12 protein-coding genes and 8 pseudogenes are annotated in these 22679 nt (G+C 66.7%); 4 read left to right on the top strand and 16 right to left on the bottom strand.

What is annotated here, in order from left to right:
* Positions 1-206 precede the first annotated feature (206 nt).
* Positions 207-854, top strand: a pseudogene (locus tag CN538_RS25230) (PhoX family protein); the annotation flags it as partial.
* Positions 855-975: 121 nt separating this feature from the next.
* Entirely contained in the window at positions 976-2274 is a 1299-nt protein-coding gene (locus CN538_RS25235) for a PhoX family protein (protein ID WP_340638334.1), read from the top strand.
* Between the two features lie 383 nt (positions 2275-2657).
* On the opposite strand, the gene ppk1 is transcribed toward CN538_RS25235, so the two are convergent.
* The 15 genes and pseudogenes from ppk1 to CN538_RS11245 all read right to left on the bottom strand — a co-directional run bounded on the left by ppk1 (position 2658) and on the right by CN538_RS11245 (position 19515).
* A complete protein-coding gene (gene ppk1 / locus CN538_RS11175; protein ID WP_106419474.1) occupies positions 2658-4865 on the bottom strand; it encodes a polyphosphate kinase 1 in 2208 nt (735 codons plus the stop codon).
* A 52-nt stretch (positions 4866-4917) separates the two neighbouring features.
* Positions 4918-5926: pseudogene (hemB, locus tag CN538_RS11180) on the bottom strand (porphobilinogen synthase).
* 296 nt (positions 5927-6222) lie between these two features.
* A pseudogene (gene tatC / locus CN538_RS11185) lies at positions 6223-6966 on the bottom strand (twin-arginine translocase subunit TatC); the annotation flags it as partial.
* Positions 6963-7526, bottom strand: a complete 564-nt coding sequence (gene tatB, locus CN538_RS11190; RefSeq protein ID WP_106419475.1) for a Sec-independent protein translocase protein TatB — start codon at positions 7524-7526, stop codon at positions 6963-6965. The pseudogene tatC and the gene tatB, both read right to left, overlap by 4 nt.
* Before the next feature lie 6 nt (positions 7527-7532).
* The gene (tatA, locus tag CN538_RS11195; protein WP_035475688.1) at positions 7533-7802 is read right to left on the bottom strand and encodes a Sec-independent protein translocase subunit TatA; all 270 of its coding nucleotides are present in this window, start codon (positions 7800-7802) and stop codon (positions 7533-7535) included.
* 68 nt (positions 7803-7870) lie between these two features.
* A complete protein-coding gene (locus tag CN538_RS11200) occupies positions 7871-8212 on the bottom strand; it encodes a phosphoribosyl-ATP diphosphatase (protein ID WP_106419476.1) in 342 nt (113 codons plus the stop codon).
* Between the two features lie 63 nt (positions 8213-8275).
* Positions 8276-9901, bottom strand: a pseudogene (gene ubiB / locus CN538_RS11205) (ubiquinone biosynthesis regulatory protein kinase UbiB).
* Complete coding sequence (locus CN538_RS11210; protein WP_164999582.1) at positions 9898-10539, bottom strand: ubiquinone biosynthesis accessory factor UbiJ; 642 nt, start codon at positions 10537-10539, stop codon at positions 9898-9900. Before CN538_RS11210 ends, ubiB begins: the two are co-directional and overlap by 4 nt.
* Positions 10540-10550: 11 nt before the next feature.
* On the bottom strand, positions 10551-11297 hold the full coding sequence (ubiE, locus tag CN538_RS11215; RefSeq protein WP_106419478.1) for a bifunctional demethylmenaquinone methyltransferase/2-methoxy-6-polyprenyl-1,4-benzoquinol methylase UbiE: 747 nt from the start codon (positions 11295-11297) through the stop codon (positions 10551-10553).
* Positions 11298-11451: 154 nt separating this feature from the next.
* Entirely contained in the window at positions 11452-11835 is a 384-nt protein-coding gene (locus CN538_RS11220) for a gamma-butyrobetaine hydroxylase family protein (RefSeq protein ID WP_035475677.1), read from the bottom strand.
* A 354-nt stretch (positions 11836-12189) separates the two neighbouring features.
* Positions 12190-13508: pseudogene (gene hslU, locus CN538_RS11225) on the bottom strand (ATP-dependent protease ATPase subunit HslU).
* 66 nt (positions 13509-13574) lie between these two features.
* Positions 13575-14093: an ATP-dependent protease subunit HslV gene (gene hslV / locus CN538_RS11230; protein ID WP_035475675.1), complete on the bottom strand. Its 519-nt coding sequence runs from the start codon at positions 14091-14093 to the stop codon at positions 13575-13577.
* Positions 14094-14776: 683 nt separating this feature from the next.
* Complete coding sequence (locus tag CN538_RS26290) at positions 14777-15427, bottom strand: sporulation-like protein (protein ID WP_422917497.1); 651 nt, start codon at positions 15425-15427, stop codon at positions 14777-14779.
* Positions 15428-15430: 3 nt separating this feature from the next.
* Positions 15431-17119, bottom strand: a pseudogene (gene argS, locus CN538_RS11240) (arginine--tRNA ligase).
* Positions 17120-17269: 150 nt separating this feature from the next.
* Positions 17270-19515, bottom strand: a pseudogene (locus CN538_RS11245) (primosomal protein N').
* Positions 19516-19725: 210 nt separating this feature from the next.
* On the opposite strand from CN538_RS11245, the gene rpmE reads away from it, so the two are divergent.
* Together rpmE and CN538_RS11255 are read left to right on the top strand one after the other, a co-directional pair.
* A complete protein-coding gene (rpmE, locus tag CN538_RS11250) occupies positions 19726-19941 on the top strand; it encodes a 50S ribosomal protein L31 (RefSeq protein ID WP_035475666.1) in 216 nt (71 codons plus the stop codon).
* 506 nt (positions 19942-20447) lie between these two features.
* Positions 20448-21712, top strand: a pseudogene (locus tag CN538_RS11255) (malic enzyme-like NAD(P)-binding protein).
* Positions 21713-21836: 124 nt separating this feature from the next.
* On the opposite strand, the gene CN538_RS11260 reads toward CN538_RS11255, so the two are convergent.
* Positions 21837-22589, bottom strand: coding sequence for a DUF481 domain-containing protein (locus CN538_RS11260; RefSeq protein WP_106419479.1), 753 nt, complete (start codon positions 22587-22589; stop codon positions 21837-21839).
* Between the last annotated feature and the right edge of the window lie 90 nt (positions 22590-22679).

Here is a 22679-nt window from a genome sequence, read left to right on the forward strand (position 1 = left end):
TGGCCGGCGGCGCGCATCGCCGGCCCGGGCGCCATGGCATCAGTCGACCGTCATTAGTGGATCACTCACAGAGAGGGGACACCCCAGAGCAAGGAAATCGAGGATCATCGCGTTCCAACCAGAGCGGCAACGAGCCGTTCACGTCGGTACTCTCCCGCCGTGTCTCGCGTCGCGGCATCATGCAGGGAGGCGCCGGACTGGCCGCCATGGGCCTGCTCGGCGGGTTCGGTCTGGCCGGTTGCAGCAGTGACGATAGCAACGACAACGGCAGCGCCGGCGGCGGCTCTTCAGAAGCCACGCCGCTGGCGCTGGCGTTCGCCTCGATTCGCGGTTCGCGCACCAATGGGGTGGTGGTGCCCGAAGGCTATGTCGCCCAAGTGGTGATCCCCTGGGGGACGCCGCTCGACAACAGCGTTGGCGCCTGGTCCGCGGACCGCAGCGTGACGCCCGACTACCAGGCGGCCAGCGTGGGCATGAACCACGACGGCATGCACAACTTCGCACTGAGCGAAGAGAGCGCCTCGCGCGAGTTCATCATGGCGCTCAACAATGAATATATCGACCAGGATGCGCTGTGGGCGCCTCAGGGTGGCCCGACCAATGCTTCCAGCGGCGCGCGCCCGGCCGACGAGGTACGCACCGAAATCAACGCCCACGGCGTGACCCTGGTCAAGCTGATGCTCGATGCCAACGGCCAGTGGCGTGAAGAGCGCGGTTCGCGCTACAACCGTCGTATCACCTCGGCCACGCCGATCGAACTCGCCGGCCCGGTGCGCGGCAGCGACTACGTGATCACCGCCTACTCCACCAACGGCACGCGCACCCGCGGCACCAACAACAACTGCGCCAACGGCTACACCCCCTGGGGCACCTACCTCACCTGCGAGGAGAACTGGCCCAATGTCTTCACCAAGTCTAGCGACCGTATCCTGACGACGAGCGCCTGGGTCTGCCCGATGGCCGCGGCCGCTACGGCTGGGAGACCGCCCAGGGGGCACCAACGGGGAGTTCGCGCGCTTCAACGCCACGCCGAGCGCGGCTTCCGCCGCCGGCGACTACCGCAACGAGCCGCGTACCTACGGCTACGTGGTGGAGATCGACCCCTACGGCAACACCGCCAGCGTGGGCACCGAGACCGCCGCGCTCAAGCGCACCCATATCGGTCGTTTCCGCCACGAGGGCTGCTGGCCGGGCAAGGTGATCGAGGGCGAGCCGGTGGTGTTCTACTCCGGCCACGACTCGCGCAACGAGTACATCTACAAGTTCGTCTCCAAGGCCAAGTGGGACCCCCAGGATGCCAATCGCCCGGGTCAGGACTACGACCGCCTGGCGATCGGCTCCAAGTACCTCGACGAGGGCACCCTCTACGTGGCGCGCTTCAACGCCGATGGCAGCGGCGATTGGCTGCCGCTGACTCCGGACGCTACCACCCAGAACGGCCGGCCGCTGTGGCAGGCGCTCAATCTGGCCAACGAGCGCGATCTCGCCGGGGTCATCATCAATACCTGCGACGCCGCCGACTTCATGGGCGCGACGCCGATGGACCGTCCCGAGTGGGGTACCGTCGACCCCTCCTCGGGCGAGGTCTACATGACCCTGACCAACAACTCCAAGCGCACTGCCGAAGGCACCGCCGCCACCTACACCGATGGTGGTAGCGACATCGAGGCGCTCGGCGCGGGCTATGCCACGGCCCCGGTCAATGCCGCCAACCCGCGGCCCGACAACGAGGGTGGCCAGGTCATTCGCTGGCGCGAGCCGTCGCCCGCTGGCACCAACTTCGAGTGGGAAGTGTTCGTCTTCGGCGCCGCCGAGAATGATCCCGACAACTTCTCGGGTCTCACCGAGCTCAACCAGTTCGCCAGCCCCGATGGCCTGTGGTACGACGATCGCGGCGACGGTCGCGGCATCCTGTGGATCGAGACCGATAACGGCTACGACAACGTCACCGACTACACCAACGACCAGGTGCTGGCGGTGGTGCCGGGTAACGTCAGCCGCGGCCCGGGAGACAAGGCGGTGATCGATGCCGCCGACCAGGCCCAGCTCAAGCGCTTCGCCGTCGGCCCCAACGGCTGCGAGGTGACCGGTATCTTCGCCACGCCGGACAAGACCTCGCTGTTCATCAACATCCAGCACCCGGGCAACTGGCCGGCCGATCCTGACGCCAACGTGCAGGATGCCACGGTCGCCATCCCGAAGTCGGGCAGCGTGCGCGCGCGTGCCGCCACCGTGGTGATCCGCAAGCGTGATGGTGGCGAGATCGCGGTCTGATCCGCGGCTATCTCGTCACGTAAACCAACTCGTCACACAAGTTTTGGGCCGCGCACAGCGCGGCCCTTTTGCATTTGGGGCGAGCGCATGGGGGACTTACGCCAGTGGCGGGGGCCGAGGCAACGGCGCCGCACCCGCTGTCAGCGCGGCCCAGGCACCGCTGAAATGAGCGCGCGCGACGTGAGTACCCGGAACGTAAGAACCCTAGATGTCAGAACAGTGGCGTGCTGGTCTGGAGAGCGATATAGACCGCGCTCGGCCCCTGGATGAGTGCCAGCGCTGGGGATACGTGATAGGGCTAGCGTCGAGAATCGCTGTAAGGCAGCGCGGAGTGCTACGGATGGGGGCCTGCCGCGCCCTGGCCGGGCGCGGCGATAGTGATCTCAAGCCTGGCTGGCGTAGGCGTAGAGCAGCGTTTCCTGGGCGCTGACCGGCTCGGCGTCACCGCTCTCCTGCAGGTGGTACTGGCCTTCGCTATCGAGCACCCAGCTCTGGCAGTTGTCGACTAGGTAGGTGTCGAGGTCCTTGCGCACCTGCTGGGCGACCTTCTTGTCGAGCAGCGGGAAACAGGTCTCGACGCGGTGGAACATGTTGCGCTCCATGGCGTCGGCGCTGGAGCACCACACCTCGTGGGCCCCGTCATTGCTGAAGTAGTAGACCCGGGTGTGTTCGAGGAAGCGACCGATGATCGAGCGCACGTGGATGTTCTCGGAGATCCCCGGCACGCCAGGGCGCAGGCAACACATGCCGCGGATGATCAGATCGCAGCGCACGCCGGCCTGGGAGGCGCGGTAGAGCGCGCGGATCAGCTTGGGCTCGGTGATGGCGTTGCACTTGATCACCAGGCGCGCCTTCTTGCCGCTCTCGGCCAGCTTGGCTTCGCGCTCGATCATCGCCACCAGGGTGTCGTGGAGGGTGAAGGGCGCATGCAGCAGGGTGTTGATCTTGCGCGGCTTGCCCATCCCGGAGAGCTGCTGGAAGACGCGGTGAACGTCCTCGCAGAGCGCCTCGTTGGCGGTCATCAGGCTGTAGTCGGTGTAGAGCTTGGCGGTCTTGGCGTGGTAGTTGCCGGTGCCGAGATGCGCATAGTGGCGCAGTTCGCCCTTCTCGCGGCGCACGATATGCATCATCTTGGCGTGGGTCTTGTAGGCCATCACCCCGTAGATGACGATGGCCCCGGCCTCCTGCAGGCGCGAGGCCAGCGCCAGGTTGTCGGCCTCGTCGAAGCGTGCCCGTAGCTCGATCACCACGGTCACTTCCTTGCCGCCGCGGGCTGCCTCGACCAGGGCACTGACGATCGAGGAGTCGGCGCCGGTGCGGTAGAGGGTCTGCTTGATCGCCATCACGTCGCTGTCGCGGGCGGCCTGGCGCAGTAGCTCCTCGACCGGCGTGAACGACTGGAACGGATGGTGCAGCAGGATATCGCCCTGGCGGATCATCGAGAACAGGTTGACGTCGCCGCGCACCTGCTTGGGCAGCCCCGGGGTGAAGGAGCGGTAGCGCAGGTCGGGTCGCTGGACGTCATCCAGCACCGACATCAGCCGGGTCAGGTTGACCGGCCCGTTGACCCGGTAGAGATCCGCCTCGCCGAGCTCGAACTGCTTGAGCAGGAAGTCGATCAGGTTGTCCGGGCAGTTGTCGGCCACTTCCAGGCGCACGCCGCTGCCGTAGCGTCGAGCCAAGAGCTCGCCGCGCAGCGCCGAGGCAAGGTCCGAAACCTCTTCCGGGTCGACCGAGAGATCGGCGTTGCGGGTCAGGCGGAACTGATAGCAGCCCTCGACCTCCATGCCGGGAAACACCTCATGGGCATGGGCGTGGATCATCGACGACAGGAACACATAGTCGGTGAAGCCTTCTTCGCACAGCGCCTCGGGCAGGCGGATCAGGCGCGGCAGCGAGCGCGGCGCGGGCAGGATAGCCAACCCGCCCTCGCGGCCGAAGGCGTCGGTACCGTCGAGCTCGACGATGAAGTTGAGGCTCTTGTTGACCAGTCGCGGGAAGGGGTGCGAGGGATCCAGCCCGATCGGACTGATCACCGGCGCGATCTCTTCCTCGAAGTAGTCGGCGACCCAAGCGGCCTGGGCCGGCGTCCACTGCGCGCGGCGGCGAAAGCGGATGTTCTGCTCCTCCAGCGCCGGCACCAGGGCATCGTTGAGGATGTGGTACTGGCGATCGACCTGTTCGTGGGCGATGCGCGAAATCTCCTCCAGCGTGCGCGCCGGTGGCAGGCCATCGGCGCCCACCTCTTCGTTGGCCAGGGCCATCTGGTGCTTGAGCCCGGCGACCCGGATTTCGAAGAACTCGTCCAGGTTGGAGGAGAAGATCAGCAGGAACATCAGTCGATTGAGCAGCGGATGTGAAGGATCCAAGGACTGCTCGAGCACGCGGATATTGAACTGCAGGTGTGACAACTCGCGGTTGAAGTAGAGCGTGGGATCGCTCAGGTCCGCCTGCGGCGAGGGGGTCGCCTTGGCGTGGATGCCCTTGCGGGTGCGGTTGACCCGCAGGGGCGGCGAGCTGCCGTCATCGACCGGCAAACTGGTGCTGGCGAGTTCTCGACCGGAGCCGGGCGTGTCCTGGGTGTCTGTCATCGACTGTTCTCCACAATGATGTCCCGCACCCGGGCAGACGCGCCCGCGGTGGTCAGGCGTTGAGTAGTTGCGCGGCGCGTTTGGCGAAGTAGGTGAGAATGCCGTCGGCACCGGCGCGTTTGAAGCAAGTGAGCGACTCCAGGATCACGCTGTCGGCGTCGAGCCAGCCCTTCTCGAAGGCGGCCATGTGCATCGCGTACTCGCCACTCACCTGATACACGAATGTCGGCACGCCGAAGGATTCCTTGACCCGCTGGACCACGTCCAGGTAGGGCATCCCCGGCTTGACCATCACCATATCGGCCCCCTCCTGGATATCGAGGGCGGTCTCGTGGAGTGCCTCGTTAGTGTTGGCCGGGTCCATCTGGTAGCTGAACTTGTCAGCGCGGCCCAGATTGCCGCTGGAGCCGATGGCGTCGCGGAAGGGACCGTAGTACTTCGAGGCGTACTTGGCCGAGTAGGCCATGATCTGGGTCTCGTGGAGCCCTTCACGCTCGAAGGTGGCGCGAATCTCGCCGATGCGGCCATCCATCATTCGGATGGCGAGATCACGTCGGCGCCGGCCTCGGCATGCGACAGCGCCTGCTTGATCAGCGCCTCGATGGTGCGATCGTTCTGCAGGTAGCCGTGCTCTCGTCGGGAATACCGTCCTGGCCGTGGGTGGTGTAGGGGTCGAGCGCCACGTCGGTGATGATACCGAGCTCGGGGAAGTGCTCGCGCAGCGCGCGAATGGCGCGTTGAATGACCCCGTCCGGGTTCCACGCCTCGGCGCCGTCGGCGCTCTTCTTCTCCGGCGGGGTGAACGGAAACAGGTCGATCGCCGGAATCCCTAGTGCCACCAGCTCTTCGGTTTCGCGCAGCAGCTCGTCGATCGACAGCCGCTCGACGCCGGGCATCGAGGGGATCGCCTCGCGACGGTTCTCGCCGTCGAGCACGAACACCGGCAGGATCAGATCGTCCGTGGTCAGTGCCGACTCCCGTGACAGGCGGCGGGAGAACTCACGCTTGCGCAGTCGACGCATGCGGGTGGCGGGGTACTGACGGGACAGGGAATGACGCATGGGAATCTCCACAGAAGCGACGAGACGGGTGTGACACCGCCCCGCGACGCCGAAGGCAACGCTATCAGCGCCGAATGACAAAACGATGACATGGGCGTCATGGTACCTGCCCAGTATAACAACCCTGTGCCGGACAGGGCGGAGAGAACCGGGCGAAGCGTGGTGAGAGATGAGAGGCCGCACACGACGCATTGGCCACATTGGCCACGGCTATCGAGTCGTGCGCGGTTATCAGGGCGCTGGCGTCGGTTCGCCGGGTTCAGTGCGTGGTATCGGCGTCTGCTTCTTGCGTCCACGCGGCGCCGGCGTACCAGGCGCGCGAACAGGATGCCGACCTCGAACAGCAGCCACATCGGCACCGCCAGCAGGCTCTGCGAAATGATGTCGGGTGGGGTCAGCAGCATACCCACGACGAAGCAGATCAGGATCACGTAGGGGCGCTTCCTGGTCAGGCTCTTGACGTCGGTGATACCGGTCCAGATCACCAGAAAGGTGGCGATGGGAATCTCGAACGCCACGCCGAAGGCGAAGAACATCTTCAGCACGAAGTTGAGATAGGCGTTGATGTCCGTCATCACCTGCACGTCCTGCGGGCCGGTGTGGACGAAGAAGCTGAACAGCAGCGGAAATACCACGTAGTAGGCGAAGGCCGCGCCGCAGTAGAACAGCACGATGCTCGATGCCAGTAGCGGAAAGGCTAACGCCTTCTCATGGCGGTAGAGCCCCGGGGCGATGAAGGCCCAGGCCTGATACAGGATCACCGGCACGGCGGCGAAGATCGAGACCACCATGGTGAGCTTGAACGGAGCCAGGAACGGCGAGGTCACCTCGGTGGCGATCATGCGCGAGCCCGCCGGCAGCAGTGCGATCAGCGGCTCGGCGACGAAGCGGTAGATATCGTTGGAGAAGGCGTAGAGCACGGCGAAGATGGCGATCACCACGATCACCGCCTTCATCAGGCGCGAGCGCAGTTCGATGAGGTGCTCGATCAGCGGGGCCTGCGGTTGCTCTTCCTCCGGTGGGCGTGAGGCGTCACTCATCGGGTATTCGAATCCTTGTCCTCGGTACCGCTCGCCGGCGCGGGCAGATCATCCGCGGGTCGTGGCGGCGGATCGGCGGGGGCGGGGGGCGATACGGCGTCGAAGTGCTTCGCCGGGGCTGGGTCATCCGGTTGCGGCGAGTGTGACGCCGATGCCTGTTCGGACGAAGCGGCGTCGGGCAAAGCGGCGTCGGTCGGCGTCGAGTCGTCCGATGTGGCGCGCGCCGTGCCTGGGCGAGCTTCGTCGCTGCCGAGGGTCTTCTCAACCGCGTGGCGAGCCCGGCCCACGCCCTCGTCGAGCTGGCGTTGGCCCTGTTCGACCTCCTGCCTGACTCGGCCGACCCCCTCGTCGAGCTTGCGCTGCTGCTCGGCGAGTTTCTGGCGCAGCTCTTCTGCCTCCAGCTGGGAGGTGATCTCGCGCTGCATGTTGGCGACGCTGCGGCGAATGCGGCCGATCCACAGCCCGGCGGTGCGGGCGGCAATGGGCAGGCGCTCCGGCCCCAGCACCAGCAGGCCGACGATGCCGATCAGCAGCAGTTCGAAAAAGCCGATATCGAACATCGCCGCTTACTTGCGCTCGGCCTTGTCGTCGGCGCCCGACTTGATCTCGTCGCTATCGAAGCGGCTGTCCTGTGACGCCTGCTGGGAGTGGTCGATGCGCTGCTGAGAGGTGCTGTCCGCCTTCTCCTTGTCATCCTCGTCGTGCATCGCCTTCTTGAACCCCTTCACCGCGCCGCCCAGATCGCTGCCGACGTTGCGCAGTTTCTTGGTGCCGAAGATCAAGATGATGATCCCGAGCACGATCAGCAACTGCCAGATACTGATACCACCCAACATAACCTTACTCCTTGAGGCATGCGCCGAGGCGCTGACACGATTGACGCTGAATTGACCCTAGGTAGCGCTTACGGGTTTGGCTGCCGAGCCGCTTTTTCGTCCAGGCCGGAGACGCCGAAGCGTCGGGCCAGCTCGTCGAGCACGGCGCGATGGTCGACCTCCAGATGCGAGAGCATGACCAGGCTGTGGAACCACAGATCGGCGACTTCGCCGACGAGTGCCTGCCGACTCTGCTCATCATCGGCCTTGACGTCCTTGGCGGCAAGCAGCGTCTCGGTCGCTTCTTCGCCCACCTTCTCCAGAATCTTGTTGAGACCCCGGTGATGAAGCTGCGCGACGTAGGAGCTTTGCGGGTCGGCGTCGCGGCGCTCGGCGAGCACGGCGGCCAATCGTTCGAGAGTATCACTCATGAGATGACAATCCTGAGTCTAAATAAGCGGTTCGCGAGCCGGGCCGCCGCGGGCGGCCCGCGCTCAGCGCCAGGCGAGCAGCGCCACTCCCAGCAGCGCTGCAGCGACTACCGGCCACGGCTGCTGCTCGGCCCAGCCGAGCATCGGCTGCCAGCCCCAGCAGCCAGCACCAGCAGCAGCAGCCCCAGGCGTAGCCGGCGGGCGCGCGCGCCGGCGCGCTCGAAGCGCTGCTGCAGGCCACTCAGCGCGGCGGTCTGCTGGCGCCGCTGCCGACGCTGTTCGTCGCGCTCGGAGAGCGCCTGGTGGGCCAGCACCGGGAGCTCCGGCAACTGATGGGCCAGCTCCGGGGCGTGCTTCTTGAGCGTCTGCCAGAATCCCTTGGGGCCGGCACGCTCGCGCATCCAGCGCTCGAGATAGGGCCGCGCAGTGCTCCAAAGATCGAGGTCCGGATAGAGCTGGCGCCCCAGCCCTTCGATATTGAGCAGGGTCTTTTGCAGCAGCACCAGCTGCGGCTGCACCTCCATGTGAAAACGCCGCGCGGTCTGGAACAGGCCCAGCAGCACCTGGCCGAAGGAGATGTCCTTGAGCGGCTTCTCCAGGATCGGCTCGCACACCGCGCGGATCGCCGAGGCGAACTCGTTGGCCCGGGTGCCTTCGCCCGACCCAGCCAGACTCGATGTGCAGCACCGCCACCTCGTAGTAGTCCTGGCGGAAGAAGGCCAGCAGGTTGCGCGCCAGATAGTCCTGGTCCTCCCGCGTGAGACTGCCGACGATGCCGCAGTCGATGGCGATATAGCGCGGCTCGGTGGGGTTCTCGCGGGAGACGAAGATATTGCCGGGGTGCATGTCGGCATGGAAGAAGTTGTCGCGGAACACCTGGGTGAAGAAGATCTCCACGCCGCGCTCGGCGAGCTTCTTGAGATCGGTACCCTGGGCCTTCAACGCCGCCACGTCGGCCACCGGAATACCCTCGATACGCTCCTGCACCATCACCTGGCGATGGGTCAGCGACCAGTAGATGCTGGGCACATAGAGCAGCGGCGAGCTCTGGAAGTTGCGCTTGAGCTGCGAGGTGTTGGCCGCCTCCTTGTTGAGGTCGAGCTCGTCGAATAGCGTCGCTTCGTAATCCTCGACCACCTCGACCGGGCGCAGGCGGCGCGCCTCCGGCACCCGGCGCAGCAGCCGGGCGAAGGTGTAGAGCAGGCCGATGTCCTCGCGCATGGTGCGCTCGATGCCAGGGCGGATGATCTTGACCACCACGCGTTCGCCAGTATGCAGCTCAGCGGCATGCACCTGGGCAATCGAGGCCGAGGCCATGGGCTCGGTCTCGAAGCTGGCGAAGGCCTCGGCGACCGGCTTGCCCAGCTCTTTCTCGACCATGGCGCGGGCGGTCTCGCCGGGGAACGGTGGCACCTGGTCCTGCAGCCGCTTGAGCTCGTCGGCGATATCCGGCGGCAGCAGATCGCGTCGGGTCGAGAGCATCTGGCCGAACTTGACGAAGATCGGCCCCAGCGACTCCAGCGCCAGCCGCAGCCGCTCGCCGCGGGTGTGGCTGCCAGTAGGGATGAGCCGGGCCGGGGCAAAGCGCCACAGCCAGCGCAGTACTGGCGGCAGGCGCTCCTGGGGCACCAGAGTATCGAGACGGTAGCGCGAGACGGTCCAGGCGATACGCATCAGCCGCAGACTCATGGGCGCGGCTCCTGTGCAGCACTAGCTGTGTGTTCGCGTTCGAGACGGGTGACCCGCGCCGAGAGACGGTCGACGCGCAGGCGCAGTGCGCTCAGGGCATCACGGGCGACCTCGAGCTGATCCTGCCCGGCGATCAGTCGCGCTTCCTCGAACAGATATTCGCGCCAGTCCTGCTGCCACTCGCTGGCGTTGGCTCGCGCCTGGCGAGTCAGATAGCCGAGCGCACGGGCCAGGCCGTGGGCCGGGGTGGCACCGAGAGCCTGGGCCAGCGCGCCCTCCCAGTCCAGGTCGAGATCGAGCAGCAGCGTCTGCAGCGGCGCCAGCATGCCGGTATCGCCGCTGACGTCGAGATCACCGTTGAACAGCAGCCGCTCCAGCGAATCGCCGGCGACCCAGCGCTCGAGCACGTGGCGGTCGACGCCGATCACCAGATTGTCGTGCTGCTGCCAGTCGCTGATCCGGGAGATGCGGATGTCGGCGTCGGTGAAGCTCATCCGCAGCGCCAGCGGCGGTGCCTTGCTCACCAGGCGCAGGCTGCGGCCGTCGAGGGCGCGCAGACGTGAAGGCGTCGCCGGATCGCGCGCCAACAGCCGCGCGATGGCCCGTTCCGCGGCCACCAGCGTGAAGTTGTCGACCACGCCAGCCATGCTCAGAGCTTGATACCGCGGTGCAGGGCGACGATGCCCCCGGTCATGTTGGTGTACTCGACGCGTTCGAGTCCGGCGGTCTGCATCATGCCCTTGAGCGTTTCTTGGTCCGGGTGCATGCGGATCGACTCCGCCAGATAGCGGTAGCTGTCGGCGTCGTTGGCGACCAGTCGACCGACCTGCGGCAGTACCCGGAACGAGTACTGGTCGTAGGCCTTGGAGAGCAGGCCGTTGATCGGCTTGGAGAACTCCAGCACCAGCAGGCGCCCGCCGGGCTTGAGCACGCGGGTCATCGAGCGCAGCGCGGCATCCTTGTCGGTGACGTTGCGCAGGCCAAAGGCGATGGTGATGCAGTGGAAACTGTTGTCGGGGAACGGCAGGCTCTCGGCGTTCGCCTGCACGTACTCGACGTTATCGCCGACGCCGCTGTCGATCAGTTTGTCACGACCGACCCGCAGCATCGAAGCGTTGATATCGGCCAGCACTACCCGGCCGCTGGGGCCGACGCGCTTGGCGAACTGGCGCGTCAGATCGCCGGTGCCGCCGGCGATATCGAGCACCCGATGGCCGGTACGGACACCGCTGCGCTCCAGGGTGAGATGCTTCCACAGCCGATGGATACCCAACGACATCAGGTCGTTCATCACGTCGTAGCGCGCGGCCACCGAATGGAAGACGTCCGCCACCCGGGCGGCCTTCTCCTCGACCGCGACCTGCTCGTAGCCGAAGTCGGTCGTGCGCTTGTCCATGTGCTTCTCCCCGAAAAGACGCTGTAGATCGCCGCGCGAACGCCGTCAACGGCGGCCGCGGCGAGGGCAGGCGGGTCGAGTCTTCGCTGACTCGGTCGATGGTGCATTGTAGCGTCTGGTCCGGGCCTTGTCTTTGCGCCGAGGCGCCGCGCCTTCACACCTGATGGATCTGGATCGTGCTCGGCTCGCGCGAGGCCCCGGCCTGTGCCAGCCGTGCCAGATAGTCGGCCCAGCGGGCCTCCTGTTCGGTCGCCAGCTCGTAAAGGTAGTCCCAGGTGTAGAGACCGCTGTCGTGGCCGTCGTCGAAGTGCAGCTTGAGCGCATAGCGTCCGGCCTGGGTGACGTCGAGCAGCCCGACGTGGCGCTTGCCGGTCTGCAGCACCGCTTCGCTGGGGTGATGCCCCTGGACCTCGGCCGAGGGCGAGTAGACCCGCAGCAATTCGATCGCCAGGCGGTAGCTGCTGCCGTCGGCATAGCCGAGTTCGAGTTCTCGGTCGCGCTTGTGGTAGTGCACGCGGGTGGGGACGGGGGCGGACATGGCGAAACCTCCTGGCGTGGGGCAGGCGCCCATGGGAAGAAGACGAGCGGCGCGACGCACGCGGGCCTCGAGACGTCGCAGGCCCCGAGACGCCGCAGGCCATAGAACGCCTTTCACAACCGCTAGACGACGTGGGCTCATCCGGTGGCAGGGCGTCGCGAGGGCGCTGTGAACCCCTCCCTGGGCGCTACCTTTGCCATCCCTGGCAAAGGCCCCTCACTTTACCCCGCCGCCGGTGCCCATCGTCAGAGGGTCTGGAAATAGGCGCTATGTGTATCGAGTCCAGCGGACGTCGAGGCCAGCGTCATGATCGCCGCCGCGGGCACGCGCTTGGCATGCCTGCGGCGCTCGGGATTACAGAATATAGCGCGACAGATCTTCGTCCACCGCCAGCTCGCCGAGCTGGGCATCGACGTAGGCGCCATCCACCACCAAGGGGCTTGCGAAGTCGCCGCCCTGATAGGAGGCCTCCTCGAGCAGCCGCTCCATCACCGTGTGCAGGCGGCGCGCGCCGATATTCTCGGTGCCGTCGTTGACCTGCCAGGCGATCTCGGCGATCCGCGCGATGCCGTCTTCGGTGAACTGCACCTCCAGCCCTTCGGTGCCGAGCAGCGCTTGATACTGCTTGGTCAGCGCCGCCGAAGGTTCGGTCAGGATGCGCTTGAAGTCATCCGGGGTCAGGGCGGTGAGCTCGACCCGGATCGGCAGGCGCCCCTGCAGCTCGGGGATCAGGTCCGACGGCTTGGAAAGGTGGAAGGCGCCGGAGGCGATGAACAGGATATGGTCGGTGCGCACCATGCCGTGCTTGGTGGAGACGGTGGAGCCCTCGATCAGCGGCAGCAGGTCACGCTGCACACCCTCGCGGGAGACGTCGCCGCCGCTGCCGCCGGACTCGCCGCGCTTGGCGACCTTGTCGATTTCGTCGAGGAACACGATGCCGTTCTGCTCCACCGCTTCCAGCGCGCGCTGCTTGATCCCTCCTCGTTGACCAGCTTGGCGGCTTCCTCGTCCTGCAGCAGCTTCCACGCTTCCTTGACCGTGACCCGGCGGCTCTCTGTCTTCTGTTTGCCCATGTTGGCGAACAGGCTCTGCAGCTGGTTGGTCATCTCCTCCATGCCCGGCGGGGTCATGATATCGATGCCCTGGCTCGCCGGGGTGACCTCGATATCGATCTCCTTGTCGTCGAGCTGGCCTTCGCGCAGTTTCTTGCGGAATACCTGACGCGTGCCGGAGTCGTCGCGGCCGCTGTCGTACTCGCTGCCCCGCGGGCGCGGCAGCAGGGCATCGAGGATGCGCTCCTCGGCGGCATCCTGGGCCTTGTTGCGGACCTCGGTCTTGGCTTGCTCGCGCACCATCTTGATCGACATTTCCATCAGATCGCGCACGATCGACTCGACGTCGCGGCCGACGTAGCCGACCTCGGTGAACTTGGTCGCCTCGACCTTGAGGAAGGGGGCGCCGGCGAGCTTGGCCAGACGTCGCGCAATCTCGGTCTTGCCCACCCCGGTGGGGCCGATCATCAGAATGTTCTTGGGCACGATCTCGCCGCGCATGTCAGCGTCCAGGCGCATGCGGCGCCAGCGGTTGCGCAGGGCGATCGCCACCGCGCGCTTGGCGTCGTGCTGGCCGATGATGTACTGGTCCAGCGAATGGACGATCTCACGCGGGGTCATGGCCGACTGGGTGTCGGTCGGTGCCGGGAGGGCGTTCTGGGTCCTGGGTCATGGCACTCGCTCTCGTCACAGCTCTTCGAGCGTGATGTGGTGATTGGTGAAGACGCAGATGTCGGCGGCGATGTTGAGCGACTTCTCGGTGATGTCGCGGGCGCCGAGCTCGGTGTTCTCGAGCAGTGCGCGGGCCGAGGCCTGGGCGAAGTGCCCGCCGGAGCCGATGGCGATGATGCCGCGCTCCGGTTCGACCACGTCGCCGTTGCCGGTGATGATCAGCGAGGCGCTCTTGTCGGCCACCGCCAACATCGCCTCGAGGCGGCGCAGGGCGCGGTCGGTACGCCACTCCTTGGCCAGCTCCACCGCGGCCTTGGTCAGGTGGCCCTGGTACTTCTCGAGCTGGGCCTCGAAGCGTTCGAACAGGGTGAAGGCATCGGCGGTGCCGCCGGCGAAACCGGCCAGCACCTGGCCACGATAGAGCCGGCGGACCTTGCTGGCGTTGCCTTTCATCACCGTGTTGCCCAGCGATACCTGGCCATCTCCCGCCAGCGCGACCTGGTCGCCACGGCGCACGGATACGATTGTGGTCATCAAGCTACTCCTTGTGGCGCGCCGTCGGGAGCCGATCTGAAACGATCCGCCGCGACCGCTGGGGGCCGGGCGGCCGGCAACCACCCGACGGCGCCGAAAAAGACGCGCGGCATCGCCATATCGCGATGCGCCGTGCTGGCAGAGGTGTGGGCAGTCGGGGCGGAAATCAAGCGAAGCGGGTTATCGAAGGTGGCGGGCGGCCGATCTATGAGCGCCTTTCACAACCGCTAGACGACGTGGGCTTATCCGGCGGCAGGGCGTCGCGAGGGCGCTGTAAACCCTTCCCGGGCGCTACCTTTGCCATCCCTGGCAAAGGACCCTCGCTTTGCCCTACCCCCGGCGCCCATCGTCGGATGGGGTTGGAAATGGGCTCTAATCTGGACAGATAGGGCGAAGGCGGGGAAAAGAGCTGGTTGGGTAGGAGCGTGGGCAAGCGCCTCTCCGCCCCGGATCGATGTGCGTGACCGATCCGGGCAGGCGAGCGCACTGTTTTTCAGGCAGTGCTTAGAGGGTGTTTACAAATTCGGCGAGCGAAGGCAAGACAAGGCAAAATCGGTCGAAAAACGGACCGGGCTGGCGCTCCAGTTTACACGGGGTAAATGAGCATTTTGAGGCCGATTTTAACGCCGTATTGGCGAGCGCAGGCAGTTTGTAAACACTCTCTTAGTTCTGCAGCCGGATCATCAGCGGTCGATACCCTGTGTCACCATCAGATCCTGGGCCCGATTGAGCTCGCGGGTATCGCGATAGGGGCCGACCTGGACCCGGTGCCAGATCTGGTTGCCGTTGGCGCGCACGTCATGATCTTGGCCAGCAGGCCGAAATCCTTGAGCCGGTTGGCGAGCCGTTCGGCATCGGCGATATCGCGGAACGACGCCGCCTGCAGCATGTAGCTGCCGGTCGCGGCGGGCTGCTTGGTCTGGTTGGCGGCGTCGTCGGCGGCCGCCTCTGGCGGCCTTGGCGGTGGTCTCGGGAGTGTTGCTACTGCTGTTCGGCGCGATCACCTCGGTTTCCGGCAGTAGGGTATAGAACTCGAAGGTGGGCGTGGCCGGTTGGGCGCTGCCGGTGCCCGCCTTGCCGCTTTCGCTGCTGCCGCTGCTGGCCTGGCTGCTGCTCGACTGGCTGGCTGGCTTGGGTACCACCGCGGCCACCGGCTCCGGCGAGGTGTGGTCGAGATACTGCGACAGCGCGAAGCCGCCGATCAGGCCGGCGATCGCCCACAGCCAGCCGGGGATACCGCTGACCCCCTGGCTATTGCCTGAACTGCGCGCGCGGGCGCGGGTGGTCGCGCCCTTGGGCGCGGCACGTGAGTTCTGCGCGGGGCGTTTGGCCATCCTCTACATCTCCTCGGGAGCACTGACGCCGAGCAGCGCCAATCCATTGCTGATCACCTGGCGCGCGGCCAGACCCAGAGCCAGACGCGCGTTGCGCAGCCCGGCATCGTCGACCATGACTTTCTGGGCGTTGTAGCAGGTGTGGAAATCGCTCGCCAGATCGATCAGATACTGGGCGATCTGGTGAGGCTCGCGGGCCTCGGCGGCGCGCTCCACGGTATCCGGGTAGCGCGCCAGGCGGTTCATCAGCGCCTTCTCCTGTTCGGCGTCGAGACGCTCCAGGTTGGCCATGGCGGTGGCGTGGTCGAACGCCTGGCCATCGCGCTCTGCCTTGCGCAGCACGCTGCACACCCGGGCGTGGGCATACTGGATGTAGTAGACCGGGTTGTCGTTGGTCTGCGAACGGGCCAGGTCGATATCGAAGGTGAGCTGCGAATCGGCGCGGCGCGCGCGCGCGAGGAAATAGCGCGTGGCGTCACGCCCGACCTCGTCGATCAGGTCGCGCAGGGTGACATAGCTGCCGGCGCGCTTGGAGAGCTTGACCTCGACCCCGGAGCGCGTCACCAGCACCATCTGGTGCAGCACGTAGTCGGGCCAGCCCTGGGGGATGCCGACCTCGAGCGCCTGCAGTCCGGCGCGCACCCGGGTCACCGTGGAGTGGTGGTCGGCGCCCTGTTCGTCGATCACCCGGGTGAAGCCGCGCTGCCACTTGTTGTGGTGGTAGGCGACGTCGGGCACGAAGTAGGTGTAGCTGCCGTCGGACTTGCGCATCACCCGGTCCTTGTCGTCACCGAAAGCGGTGGTGCGCAGCCACAGGGCGCCGTCGGCCTCATAGGTGTGGCCGTTGGCGATCAGTTGCTCGACCGTCTCCTCCACCCGGCCCTCGGCGTAGAGCGAGGATTCGAGGAAGTAGACGTCGAACTCGACCTCGAATGCCTTGAGATCGAGATCCTGCTCGCGGCGCAGATAGGCCACGGCGAAGGCGCGAATTGCCGCCTCGTCCTCGGGGTCGGCGGCAGCGGTCACCTCGCGGTCATCGTCGCGGTCACCGTCTAGCCGGCCAGGTAGGCCTTGGCCACGTCGGCGATATAGTCACCGCGATAGCCGTCCGCCGGCCACTCGGCATCCTCAGGGGTGAGGCCGTGGACGCGCGCCTTGACCGAGTGCATCAGGTTGTCGATCTGAGCCCCGGCGTCGTTGTAGTAGAACTCCGACGTGACATCGTAACCGGTGGCCTCGAGCAGACGGCTCAAGCAGTCGCCGATCGCCGCGCCGCGGCCGTGGCCGACGTGCAGCGGGCCGGTGGGGTTGGCCGAGACGAACTCCACCTGGACCTTCTCGCCGGCGCCCTTGAGGCTGCGACCGAAGGTGTCGGGCATCGAGGATGGCGCTGACCACGCCGGCGATGGCGTCGGTGGCGGCGAAGAAGTTGATGAACCCGGGCCCGGCGATCTCCACCTGACGCACGGCGTCGCTCGACGGCAGCGCCGCGACCAGCTTGTCGGCCAGCTCGCGTGGCTTGAGGCCGGCCGGCTTGGCCAGCACCAGGGCGAGGTTGGTGGCATAGTCGCCGTGGGCCTTGTCGCGGGCCGGGTCGACCTTGATCGTCGGACTGACGTCGGCCGGCAGCTCGCCGCGCTGTTTGAGTGCCGCGACGGCGTCGTCGAGCAGTTGGATGATCGTCTCTTTCATGGCCTGCTTCGTAGTCGTGGGGCCTGTCGCCCGGGGCATGGTCACCCGAGCTTGGCGCGGGTAAAAGGCCGCCATTATCGATGATTGCGCACGGGCTTTAAACCCTGATGCGCCGGCCATCGGCGAGATGTCGGGTGAATGCGGGCGCGTTCAGCTCAGGCTCATCGGGTCGACGTCCAGCGACCAGCGCACCCGGCGCGAGGTTTCCTGCTCCAGCCGCGCGACCAGCCAGGCGGCGGCCTCGTGCAGCGCGCTGCGGCGCTCGGCGCTCAGCATCAGCTGGACATGGTAGCGGTTCTGGCGCCGCTCCATGGGCGCCGGCACCGGGCCCAGGGCGTGCACCGGCGAGCCGCGCGCGGCCAGCCACTCGCGCAGCGCCTCGCCGGCGGCCTCGGCGGTGGCCTGGGCGTCGGCCTCCTTGACCGCCTCGAAGCGCGCCAGCGCCAGATGACGATAGGGCGGCAGCGCGGCCAGACGGCGCTCCTCCAGCAGCTGGTAGGCGAGGGCGTCGTAGCCGATGTCTGCCAGCAGGCGAAGGTTGGGTCGCCGGATGCAGCGTCTGCACCAGCACGCGGCCGGGGCGCTCGGCGCGGCCGGCGCGGCCGGCGACCTGGATCAGCAACTGGGCGCTCTGCTCCAGGGCGCGGAAATCGCTGGCGTAGAGCCCGGCATCGGCGTTGACCACCACCACCAGGGTGACATGCGGCAGATGGTGGCCCTTGGCCAGCATCTGGGTGCCGACCAGCAGGCTCGGCTCGCCGCGTCGGATCTCGCCGAGCACCTGATCGAGCGCCTCCTTGCGCCGGGTGCTGTCGCGATCGATGCGATAGATCGGCGTCTTGGGAAATAGCGTCGCCAGCGTCTCCTCGGTGCGCTCGGTACCGGCGCCCAGGGGGCGCAGGTCGGCGCTGCCGCAGCTAGGGCAGGCGTCCGGCTGCGGCTGCTGGTGCTCGCAGTGGTGGCACACCAGGCGTGGCGGCTGGCGGTGCAGGGTAAGGCGCGAATCGCAGTGGCTGCATTCGGCGATCCAGCCGCATTGGTGGCAGGCCAGCGAGGGCGAGAAGCCGCGCCGATTGATGAACACCAGCACCTGCCCTTCCGCCGCCAGGGCCTGGCGGATCGCCTCGATCGTCGGCGGAATCAGCCCGCCCTGGCGCACGCGGCCGCGCAGGTCGGTCAGCTCCAGCCGCGCCGGGGCGTGGCGGCTGGCGCGGGTGGTCAGACGCAAATGGCGGTAGCGCCCGCTGCGCGCCTGGGCCAGGCTTTCGAGCGACGGCGTGGCGCTGCCCAGCAGGATCGGGATGCCCTCGCGGTGGGCGCGGGCGATGGCCAGATCGCGGGCGTGATAGCGCAGGCCATCCTGCTGCTTGAACGAGCCGTCGTGCTCCTCGTCGACGATGATCGCGCCGGGCCGCGCCAGCGGGGTGAAGATCGCCGAGCGGGTGCCGATGACCACTGGTGCCCGGCCGCTGCGCGCGGCCTCCCAGGCGTCTAGGCGCTCGAGGTCGGTGAGCCCGGAGTGCAGCGCCACTACCGGCACCCGGAAGCGCTTGCGAAAGCGCGCCAGAGTCTGCGGGGTAAGGCCGATCTCCGGCACCAGCACCAGCGCCTGCTTGCCCTGGCCGAGCACGGCTTCGATCAACTGCAGATAGACCTCGGTCTTGCCGCTACCGGTGACGCCGTGGAGCAGACAGGGGTGGTAGCGATCGAGCCCCTCGTGCAGTGCCGCCAGCGCCGCCGCCTGCTCGCGGTTGAGGGTCAGTGCCGGAGTCGCCAGCAGCGGCCCGGATGGCGCCGCCGATGCGGTCAGCGGCTCCGTGGCAGCTGACCAGGCCGCGTCGGGCCAGGCCCTGGAGCTGGGCGCGGGTGAAGCCCTGGGCGCTGACCGCGCTGGTGACCAGGCCGTGGCGATGCTGGGCGAGCAAGGTGACCAGCTCGCGCTGGCGCGGCGCGCGGCCGAGCTGTTCCAGCGCCGTCGCCTCCGCAGTCTCCAGACGCCAGCGTTCGCGGGTGCGCGCTTCCAGCGGGCGGCCCTGGCGCAGGGGCCCCGGCAGGGCGTTGTGCAGGGTGTCGCCCAGCGCATGCTGGTAGTAGCGCGCGGTGAATTCGCACAGCCACAGCCAGTCCGCCGGCAGCGGTTCGGCATCGAGGCAGGCGACGATCGGCTTGAGCTGGGCCGGCGACAGGTCGCTCTCGTCGGCGCAAGCGATGACGATGCCCACCAGCTCGCGACGCCCGAAGGGGACCTTGAATCGGATGCCCGCGCGCCAGCCGCCCGCCGGCGGGGCACCGGCGGGGCGGTAGTCGAACAGTCGGCGCAGCGGGGTGGGTACGGCGACCCGCAGCACGCGCGCCTGCGTGGCCGGCGCTACGGCGTCGGGCTTGAAATCTGCCAATTGGCCTCCATTCAGAACAGTGCTAGAATGCTGCGCCTTCCGACGTAGGGTGCGTCTTTTATCCGAGGTGGCGCCGCCGGGCAAGTCCGGTGCCGCGAGACTTCGGGATTCCAGGCGTTCCGGTCGCGCGGGAGTCAACCGCTAATCCCTATCCGTGTACGGTGCCTGGCAAACGATCAGGTGGCGGTACACTGCCAGCGAGGCTTCACGATGAAACAGGCTATTCACCCCGAATACAAGAAGGTCACCGCGACGTGTTCCTGCGGTGCGACCCATAGCGTCGGTACCACGGCGAGCGAAGATTTCCATATCGACGTCTGCTCCCAGTGCCACCCGTTCTACACCGGCAAGCAGAAGCAGGCGACCACCGGTGGTCGCGTCGAGCGCTTCAACAAGCGCTTCGGTGCTGCCGTACGTCGCGGCTGAACGACGTCCCGCCGGGCGTTCGCGCTCGGCCCGGTCGTTGAGCGACAACGTCGCTGACCGACAACGATGCCCCGGCCCTGGCCGGGGCATTGTCGTTTTGGCCCTCTTGTTTTCCTGGCCCTCTTGTTTCCCTGGCTCTCCCGTCTTGTCCGGCGCGACTCGCACCCGGCTCTGTTCGTGCCCGGCTCGACCCACCTCTCTTCGCGGGCGCTTTTCTCGCTTGTTGTCTTCTCGCCTCCCGGCTCCCAGCTCTCTTCTTCCCTCCTTCTGGGCAGCTTCCTCTGCTGGTGCCAGCTCTGCGATACGCAGTAGCCGAGATGCGTGCGCGTCTTGATAAGGGATGCTCTATGGCTGGTTGGTTAGATATAAGTTGCAGCAAATGGCTGCGATATGAGCCAAAAAGGTATTCAATGGTCGCCAAGCTCCATCAATGTGTTCGCGTTGTCCGGGGCGGGGTTTTCCGTTAGGCTGGCGCCACCCAATGACCTGGATACGAGAAAAAGCCCATGAGTGACGACAAGCGCCAGGCTGCGCTCGACTACCACGCCAAGCCTTTTCCGGGGAAGCTCTCGTCGAGCTGACCAAGCCGACGCAGACCGCCAAGCATCTGGCGCTGGCCTATAGCCCGGGGGTGGCCGAGCCGTGTCGCGAGATCGCCGCCAACCCCGAGGACGCCTATCTCTATACCGGCAAGGGCAACCTGGTCGCCGTGGTGTCCGACGGCAGCGCCATTCTGGGGGGCAATCTGGGGCCGCTGGCGAGCAAGCCGGTGATGGAAGGCAAGGGCGTGCTGTTCAAGCGCTTTGCCGGCATCAACTCGGTGGATATCGAGGTCGAGGCGGATTCCCCCCAGGAGTTCATCGATACCGTCGCCAACATCGCGCTGAGCTGGGGCGGGATCAATCTCGAGGACATCAAGGCGCCGGAGTGCTTCGAGATCGAAGCCGCGCTCAAGGCGCGCTGCAACATTCCGGTGTTCCACGATGACCAGCACGGTACCGCCATCGTCACCGCGGCGGGGCTGCTCAATGCCCTCGACATCGCCGGCAAGACCCTGGACGCGGCGCGTATCGTGTGCCTCGGCGCCGGTTCGGCGGCGATCGCCTGCATGAAGCTGCTGCTGGAGTGCGGTGCCCGCGCCGAGAACATCTACATGCTCGACCGCAAGGGCGTGATCCATGCCGGACGTGACGATCTCAACGCCTACAAGGCGCAGTTCGCTACCCCGACCGATCGCCGCACCCTGGATGACGCCATCGAGGGGGCGGACGTCTTCGTCGGGCTCTCCGGCCCCAACCTGCTCAACGCCGAGCAGCTCAGCCGAATGGCCGCCGATCCGGTGGTGTTCGCCTGCTCCAACCCGGACCCGGAGATCCACCCGGATCTGGCGCGCCAGACCCGCAGCGATGTGATCATGGGGACAGGGCGTTCCGACTACCCCAACCAGGTCAACAATGTCCTCGGCTTCCCGTTCATCTTCCGTGGTGCACTCGATGTGCGCGCCACCACGATCAACGAGGCGATGAAGATCGCCGCGGTGCATGCGCTCAAGGATCTGGCGCGGGAGCCGGTGACCCAGGAGGTACTCGACGCCTACGAGCTCGACGCGCTCTCCTTCGGCCGGGGTTACATCATCCCCACGCCGGTGGACTCGCGCCTGCTCGAACGCATCCCGGCCGCCGTGGCTCAGGCGGCGATCGACAGCGGCGTGGCGTGCAAGCCTTATCCGGCGCATTATCCGCTGAAGAGCGTCAAGGATATCTACGGTTGAGCGATTGAACGCGACCGCCGTAGCATTCTGAATCACACGACTGCCGCCCTTCGGGCGGCAGTTGCGTTTGCGGCATTCGCCTACTGGCTATCACTCACCAGCTATGCACTCACCAGCTATGCACTCACCAGCTATACAACAGCGACACCGAGGTGGTGGTGTCGGTGCGGGCGTCGGCATCCGGCGGTGGATGGGTGTTGCTCTTGACGTCGTAGGCGACACGCAGCGCCAGGTGGGAGTTGAGCTGGGATGTGATGGTCGAGAGCGAACGCGTGGTCACGCTGATATGGGTCGCTTCCACCGACATCTCCTGGTCGAAGGAGATGTCCTCGCTGAAGTTGTAGGTGTAGTCGAGCGCCGAGTAGGCCAGCGGCAGGTCGTCGCTGGCCTTGCGCTTGTCGGCGTAGTCGTCGTGGCGATAGCCGGGGCCGACTTCGGCGGAGAGGGTGTGGGTGGGGCCGTTGAGCAGCTGGCGCCCGTAGCCGCCGATGGTGGTGAACTGCCAGGCGTAGCCGCTGAAACGGTCGCGCTCCCAGCGGGCGAAGCCGAACAGATAGTTGTCGTCGCTCAGCTCGTAGCGCTCGCGTCCGGCGACCAGATACTGCTCGCTGGTGGTGTTTTCATTGTCCTGCACACTGCGCGTCTCGGCGCGAAACGTGTGGGTGAAACGCCCGGTCAGCCAGGTCAGGCGCCCCTTGGCCAGCAGTGTCTGGGTATTGCTGTTGCCGGTCAGGCGGGTATAGCCGAGTTCCGCGCTGCCGCTGAAGTTGGGCGTGTCGTCATCGGGCGCCGGCGGCGCGTAGAACAGATCGGCGGACGCGCTCGAGGCCAGCAGGCAGGTGGCTAGCAGCAGCCAGCGGCAGCGTGGCAGGGGCATGACATCTCTCCCGGCATGGGGGCGACGAACGGTGGCACTGAAAACGGCCCTCGGGCCCGACCCGAGGGCCGCCACGACGGGCGTGGCGGG

Source organism: Salinicola tamaricis, assembly GCF_003006155.1.
Classification (GTDB): Bacteria; Pseudomonadota; Gammaproteobacteria; order Pseudomonadales; family Halomonadaceae; genus Salinicola; species Salinicola tamaricis.

Excerpts from the sequence above, each read along its gene's own strand:
- ppk1 (WP_106419474.1), bottom strand. The coding sequence starts at position 4,865 with ATGACAGACACCCAGGACACGCCCGGCTCCGGTCGAGAACTCGCCAGC.
- tatB (WP_106419475.1), bottom strand. The coding sequence starts at position 7,526 with ATGTTCGATATCGGCTTTTTCGAACTGCTGCTGATCGGCATCGTCGGC.
- tatA (WP_035475688.1), bottom strand. The coding sequence starts at position 7,802 with ATGTTGGGTGGTATCAGTATCTGGCAGTTGCTGATCGTGCTCGGGATC.
- CN538_RS11200 (WP_106419476.1), bottom strand. The coding sequence starts at position 8,212 with ATGAGTGATACTCTCGAACGATTGGCCGCCGTGCTCGCCGAGCGCCGC.
- ubiE (WP_106419478.1), bottom strand. The coding sequence starts at position 11,297 with ATGGACAAGCGCACGACCGACTTCGGCTACGAGCAGGTCGCGGTCGAG.
- CN538_RS11220 (WP_035475677.1), bottom strand. The coding sequence starts at position 11,835 with ATGTCCGCCCCCGTCCCCACCCGCGTGCACTACCACAAGCGCGACCGA.
- hslV (WP_035475675.1), bottom strand. The coding sequence starts at position 14,093 with ATGACCACAATCGTATCCGTGCGCCGTGGCGACCAGGTCGCGCTGGCG.
- CN538_RS26290 (WP_422917497.1), bottom strand. The coding sequence starts at position 15,427 with ATGGCCAAACGCCCCGCGCAGAACTCACGTGCCGCGCCCAAGGGCGCG.
- rpmE (WP_035475666.1), top strand. The coding sequence starts at position 19,726 with ATGAAACAGGCTATTCACCCCGAATACAAGAAGGTCACCGCGACGTGT.
- CN538_RS11260 (WP_106419479.1), bottom strand. The coding sequence starts at position 22,589 with ATGCCCCTGCCACGCTGCCGCTGGCTGCTGCTAGCCACCTGCCTGCTG.